Here is a 6,276-nt window from a genome sequence, read left to right on the forward strand (position 1 = left end):
GCCCCGATCTGCGCATCCCGTGCCGGGCGGGAAACGGGATGATCGGGGGCGGGCGTCGGTGCGATGCTCCGGTCATGACACGCAGCGTGAAGCCCAGCCTGTACATCTCGGTCGACGTCGAGGCCGACGGGCCGGTCCCCGGCCCGTTCTCGATGCTCAGCTTCGGCGCGGCGGTGGCCGGCCGCCAGGACGGCGCGGGGTACGAGCCGGCCGATCCGGAGCGGCACACCTTCTACCGTGAGCTGCGGCCCGTCAGCGAGGAGTTCGACCCGCAGGCACTCGCGGTGAGCGGCCTCGACCGGGACCGTCTCCTGGCAGAGGGCTGCGAACCGGCGCTCGCCATGGCCGAGTTCGGTGCCTGGGTGGAGGAGATGCGCGCGGTGCACAACGGCGCGCAGCCGGTGATGTGCGGCTATCCGGCGCCGTACGACTGGATGTTCCTGTACTGGTACCAGGTGCGGTTCACCGGCTCGAGCCCCTTCGGGCACTCCGGATGCATGGACATGAAGACGTTGTACGCGACGAAGGCGGGGGTGCCGCTGCGGGCGGTGTCGAAGGGGACGATGCCGCGGGAACTGCTGTCACGGCGGCGGCATACGCACCATGCGCTGGACGACGCGATCGAGCAGGCGGAACTGTTCAGTAATCTGATGATGTGGCCGGGGGCCTGACCATGCCCCCGGGAGGGGGAACCGCCGTGAAGTCCGTGCAATCCGTGCAATCCGTGCTGCGCATGCTGTTCGCGCTCGTCGTCGCTGTCGCCGCGTGCACCGCCTGTGCCGAAGACGGCACCGGAGAGGGCGGCGGGCTCGACGATCCGGCGAAGCAGGACATCGCCATGCGGCTCGTCTCCAGCGCGGAGAACTCCTCCCTGGACTGGCGGGCGCAGTACCGGTACATCGAGGACATCGGCGACGGCCGCGGCTACACCGCCGGCATCATCGGCTTCTGCTCGGGCACCGGCGACATGCTCGCCGTGGTCGAGCGCTACACGAAGGACCGGCCCGGCAACGCCCTCGCGCCGTACCTCCCGGCCCTGCGCGCGGTCGTCGGCAGCGACTCGCACCAGGGGCTGGGCCCGGAGTTCACCGGCGCGTGGGCACAGGCGGCCGCGTCGGACCCGGTGTTCCGTGCGGCGCAGGACGCCGAGCGGGACCGGCAGTACCTCATGCCCGCGGTGCGGCAGGGCGAGCGCGACGGTCTCGGCGCGCTCGGGCAGTTCATCTACTTCGACGCGTACGTGATGCACGGTGCGGACGCGTCCCGGGGGTCGGTCGGCTTCCGTGCGCTGCGCGAGAAGGCGTTGCGCGAGGCCGAGCCGCCGTCGGAGGGCGGCGACGAGGCGGCGTACCTGAACGCGTTCCTCGACGCCCGGGTGGAGGCGATCCGCCGGGAGCCGTCGCATTCCGACACCAGCAGGGTCGAGACGGCGCAGCGGGTGTTCGTACGGGAGGGAAATTTCGGCCTCGAACCGCCGCTGCGGTGGCGGGTCTACGGCGACAGTTACCGGATCGAGTAGGGAAAACGCGGCCCGGCCGCTGAAACTTGCCGCGCCGTTCCAGACGTTCTCCCAGCTCGGGCGAATCGCCACAGGTCTGGGCCACAGGGACTTTCCACCACCTCTTTACGCCCTGGCGTCACGGTGGCCTACTCGTGTGACGTGTCCATGACTTCATGTCCCACCGTGAAGTCGTGCGGTGCACGCCCGTCCGCCGGTCCCCCACCTGCCAGGAGGCAGTCATGCCTGTGTCCCGAGCCGGATTCGCGCGTCGTGCAAGATCGAAGGCCGTCACCCTCACGGGCACCCTGGTCTCGGCCGGTGCCCTCCTCCTCACGAGCACGGGTCCGGCCGCCGCCGCGCCGCCCCCGGCCGACGAGCCCGTCAAGCCCGGCCAGGCCTGGATGGGCGCGGGCACCCGTCTCGAGCAGCCCCACGCGTCGGACAGCGGCGGTGTGCTCGGCCCCCTGGACACCAGCGGAGTCCAGGGAATCGACGTCTCCCACTGGCAGGGCGCGATCAACTGGAGCTCGGTGAAGGGCGCCGGAATCGACTTCGCCTACATCAAGGCCACCGAGGGCACCGGCTTCAAGGACTCCCGCTTCGGCACCAACTACACGAACGCGTACAACGCCGGCCTGGTCCGCGGGGCCTACCACTTCGCCCGCCCGAACGCCTCGAACGGTGCGACGCAGGCCAACTACTTCGCCTCCAACGGCGGCGCCTGGTCCCGCGACAACAAGACACTGCCCGGCGTCCTCGACATCGAACACAACCCGTCGGGCGCCATGTGCTACGGGCTGACGACGACCCAGATGCGCACCTGGATCAACGACTTCTACACCACGTACAAGGCGCGCACCAGCCGGGACGTCGTCATCTACACGACCGCGAGCTGGTGGAACACCTGCACCGGCAACTGGACCGGGATGGCCGCCAAGGCGCCCCTGTGGATCGCCCACTGGGGCGTCACCAGCCCCAACGTCCCGAGCGGGTTCCCCACGTGGACCTTCTGGCAGTACACGGCGACCGGGCGCGTCAGCGGCGTCGCGGGTGACGTGGACCGCAACAAGTTCAACGGCTCCATGACCCGGCTCGTCGCGCTGGCGAACAACACACCCTGAGCGGCCCGCCCTGGGTGACGCCGTGCGGCATCACCCAGGGCGGCAGGCCCCGCCCACGGCGGCCGCCTTCCCCAGGGGCGGCCCGTGTCAGTGCACGGCGGCCGGCTCGGGGGCCGCGGTGGCACCGTTCTGCGCAGGGTCCTCCTGTGCGCTTCCCTTCCTGCCGAGGTGGTTGAAGGCGACGTTCAGCAGGATCGCCACGATGCACCCCGTCGAGATGCCCGAGTCGAGGACGACGAGCGCGTCCTCGGGGAAGGCGTGGTAGAACTCCGGCGCGGCGATCGGGATCAGGCCGACACCGACGGCGGCGGCGACGATCAGTGCGTTCTCGCCCTTCTCCAACGCGGCTGTGGCCAGCGTCTGGACCCCGCTGGCGGCGACCGAGCCGAAGAGCACGATGCCGGCGCCGCCGAGCACCGGCAGCGGCACGAGTGCGATGACCGAGGCGGCGACCGGGCAGAGGCCGAGCAGGATCAGGATGCCGCCGCCCGCGGCGACGACGAACCGGCTGCGGACCTTGGTCATGGCGACCAGCCCGATGTTCTGGGCGAAGGCGCTGCACATGAAACCGTTGAACAGCGGGCTGATGGCGGAGCCGAGGGTGTCGGCGCGCAGACCGCCCTCGATCGTGCGCTCGTCGGCCGGGCGGTCGACGATCCTGCCGAGCGCGAGCATGTCGGCGGTGGACTCGGTCATACAGACCAGCATCACGATGCACATGGACACGATCGCGGCGATCTCGAACTGCGGTGCGCCGAAGTGGAACGGCGTCGGGAAGCCGACGATCCCGGCGTCCTTGATCGCGTCGAGATTGGTCATGCCCAGCGGGACGGCGACGATCGTGCCCACGACGAGGCCGAGCAGGATGGCGATCTGCTGGAGGAAGCCCCGCAGCAGTTTCCGCAGCGCCAGCACGATCACGAACGTGAGGGCCGCCATGCCGATGTTCTGCATGGAACCGTAGTCGTCGGCCGTGGAGTTGCCGCCCTGGGACCAGTTGAAGGCGACGGGCAGCAGCGACACACCGATCAGGGTGATGACGGTGCCGGTGACGACGGGCGGGAAGAACCGGACCAGCTTGGAGAAGTACGGGGTGAGCACGAAGCCCAGCACGCTGGCGACGATGATCGCGCCGAAGATGACGGCGATCCCGTCGTAGCCCCGGTCCCTGCCGATGGCGACCATCGGGGTGACGCCGGCGAAGGAGACGCCGTTGACGAACGGCAGCCGGGCGCCGACGCGCCAGAAGCCGAGGGTCTGGAGCAGAGTGGCTATACCGGCCGTGAACAGGCTCGCGCCCATCAGGAACGCGGTGTCCTTGGCGTCGAGGCCCACGGCGGGCCCCACGATCATGGGCGGGGCCACCACTCCCGCGTACATGGCGGCCACATGCTGCAGGCCGCTGGTGAACATCTTGAAGGGGGGCAGTGTCTCGTCGACCGGATGCTTCCGGTCTGCTGCATCGGCGGTCGGATTGTGCGCGGCCACGGCGGTGCCTCCGGTCGGGTTACACGTCGGGTGAGGTGACATGTGGTGTCAAGGAGGTGGTGCGGGTGGTGCATGTGCACGTACCGGGTCGCCCGAACCGGTGGTGCGGTCGGTGCCCCGCGCCCGGGGGCGCGAGTCACCACCACCGGGGGGTACGCACTCTCTGTCGTACGCACCCCCCGGTGACGGTCGCCGCGGGCCCCGCTCGGGTCCACGGCCGCCGGCCGGGGGCCGTCCCCCCCGGCCGGAGTTCCTTGGGTCAGCCCTGCGCGGCGATCCGCGCGAGGCGCTGTGCCTCGTCCCGCGTGGAGCGGGCGATGGCGTCCTCGTCCACCGTGGTGAGGTGGTTCGCCTCGACGACGGGCTTGCCGTCGACGAGGGAGAGCGTCACCGGCGCGGCCGCGCCGAAGACGAGCGCGACGACCGGGTCGGCGATGGAGGAGTGCGCAAGTGTGTCCAGCTTCCACAGCACCAGGTCGGCGAGCTTGCCCGGCTCGAGCGAGCCGATCTGCTCGGCGCGGCCGAGGACCTGAGCGCCGCCGTACGTGCCGAGCCGCAGCGCCTGGCGGGCGTTGAGCGCCGCCTCACGGTGGGCGCCGAGCCGGTTGATCAGCAGGGCGTTGCGCAGTTCGGTGTGCAGCTCGCCGGACTCGTTGGACGCGGTGCCGTCGACGCCGAGGCCCACCGGCACGCCGGCCTTGAGCATGTCGGGGACACGGGCGATGCCGGCGGCCAGGCGCGCGTTGGAGGAGGGGCAGTGCGCCACGCCGGTGCGCGTGCGGGCGAACGCCTCGATGTCGGAATCGTTCATGTGGACGCAGTGCGCCATCCACACGTCCTCGCCGAGCCAGCCGGTCGACTCGAAGTAGTCGGTCGGGCCGAGGCCGAAGAGCTCCTTGCAGAACTGCTCCTCCTCGACGGTCTCCGAGCCGTGGGTGTGCAGGCGCACCCCCAGACGGCGCGCCAGCTCGGCGCCCTGCTTGAGCAGTTCGGTGGAGACGGAGAACGGGGAGCACGGCGCGACGGCGACCTGCGTCATCGCGTCGAAGGAGGCGTCGTGGTGCTGCTTGACGGTCTCCTCGGTGGCGGCGAGGGCGCCCTCGAGGGTCTCCACCGCGAAGTCCGGCGGCAGGCCGCCGTCCTTCTCGCTGCGGTCCATGGAGCCGCGGGCGAGCGTGAACCGTACGCCCATCTCGCGGGCGGCGCCGATGACCGCGCCGGACAGGTCACCCGAGCCCTGCGGGTAGACGTAGTGGTGGTCCATGGCGGTGGTGACTCCGCCGCGGGCCATCATCGCGAGCGAGCCCTGGGCCGCGGCGCGGACCATCGGCTCGTCGATGCGCGCCCAGGTCGGGTAGAGCGCCACCAGCCAGTTGAAGAGGTTGTGGTCGGTGGCGAGGCCGCGGGTGATCCACTGGTAGAAGTGGTGGTGCGTGTTGACGAGGCCCGGGGTGACGAGGTGGCCGGTGCCGTCGATGCGGCGCACGACGTTCGTCAGTCCCTGGGGTGCCCCGCCGGCACCGACGGACTCGATCCTGTTGCCCGCGACGACGATGTGGCCGGAGGCGTATTCGGTGTCGTTGGCGTCGACAGTGGCGATCGCACAGTTCTCGATGACGATGCGGGGGGTCGCGCCGTCGGGGGCTGCCGAAGGTGCCATGGTGCTTCCTTCTTGTCTCTCGGGATGTGGCGAGGTGGGCACGGCAGGACCCTAGGTGAATTTGAGTGCCACAGCCGTGCGGCTGCGGGTGCCGAGATGGTGGAAGAACAGGTTGAGCGCCACCGCTGCGAGCGCTCCTGTGCCGGTGCCGGAGCCGAGCACCGTCCGCGCCCGGGCGGGGAAGTTCGCGGACAGGACTCCCGCGGCGAGCGGGATGATTCCCGCACCGAGCGCGACGGGCATCGGGACGGGGGAGACGGCCGCTCCGAGGACCGTGCGCACGCCGGGGATCAGCAGGGCGCCGCCTGCGACGGCGACGGCACAGTGGCCGCGGAGCCGGCTCAGGGGCGCCGGGTCTGTGGGGGTGGGGGAGCCGTCCTCCCTCTCCCGTACAAGCTCTGCCATGAGAGTCGCGCACGGCATGCGGTCGATCGTCCAGCCGACGGCGTAGGTGGCGATGAGGTCGTCGATGCGGTCCGCGTGCTCCGCGTACCCCTCGACGAGGT

General features: G+C 70.7%; 5 protein-coding genes and 1 pseudogene. 3 read left to right on the top strand and 3 right to left on the bottom strand.

Features of this window, described 5'->3' with window-relative positions:
* Positions 1–74: 74 nt before the first annotated feature.
* The 3 genes from ABZ070_RS34610 to ABZ070_RS34620 all read left to right on the top strand — a co-directional run bounded on the left by ABZ070_RS34610 (position 75) and on the right by ABZ070_RS34620 (position 2,622).
* Complete coding sequence (locus ABZ070_RS34610) at positions 75–671, top strand: exonuclease (protein ID WP_356639846.1); 597 nt, start codon at positions 75–77, stop codon at positions 669–671.
* A 62-nt stretch (positions 672–733) separates the two neighbouring features.
* Positions 734–1,519: a chitosanase gene (locus ABZ070_RS34615; RefSeq protein WP_356639854.1), complete on the top strand. Its 786-nt coding sequence runs from the start codon at positions 734–736 to the stop codon at positions 1,517–1,519.
* A 221-nt stretch (positions 1,520–1,740) separates the two neighbouring features.
* Positions 1,741–2,622 carry a lysozyme gene (locus ABZ070_RS34620; protein ID WP_356639848.1) on the top strand — a complete coding sequence of 294 codons (882 nt, stop codon included), beginning with the start codon at positions 1,741–1,743 and terminating at the stop codon, positions 2,620–2,622.
* Positions 2,623–2,709: 87 nt separating this feature from the next.
* Here ABZ070_RS34620 and ABZ070_RS34625 read toward each other — a convergent pair whose 3' ends face one another.
* The 3 genes and pseudogenes from ABZ070_RS34625 to ABZ070_RS34635 all read right to left on the bottom strand — a co-directional run.
* A complete protein-coding gene (locus ABZ070_RS34625) occupies positions 2,710–4,110 on the bottom strand; it encodes a nucleobase:cation symporter-2 family protein (protein ID WP_356639850.1) in 1,401 nt (466 codons plus the stop codon).
* Positions 4,111–4,369: 259 nt separating this feature from the next.
* A complete protein-coding gene (locus tag ABZ070_RS34630) occupies positions 4,370–5,770 on the bottom strand; it encodes an 8-oxoguanine deaminase (protein ID WP_356639852.1) in 1,401 nt (466 codons plus the stop codon).
* Between the two features lie 51 nt (positions 5,771–5,821).
* A pseudogene (locus tag ABZ070_RS34635) lies at positions 5,822–6,276 on the bottom strand (hypothetical protein); the annotation flags it as partial.

This window comes from Streptomyces sp. NPDC006283, from assembly GCF_040613325.1.
Taxonomy (GTDB): Bacteria; Actinomycetota; Actinomycetes; order Streptomycetales; family Streptomycetaceae; genus Streptomyces.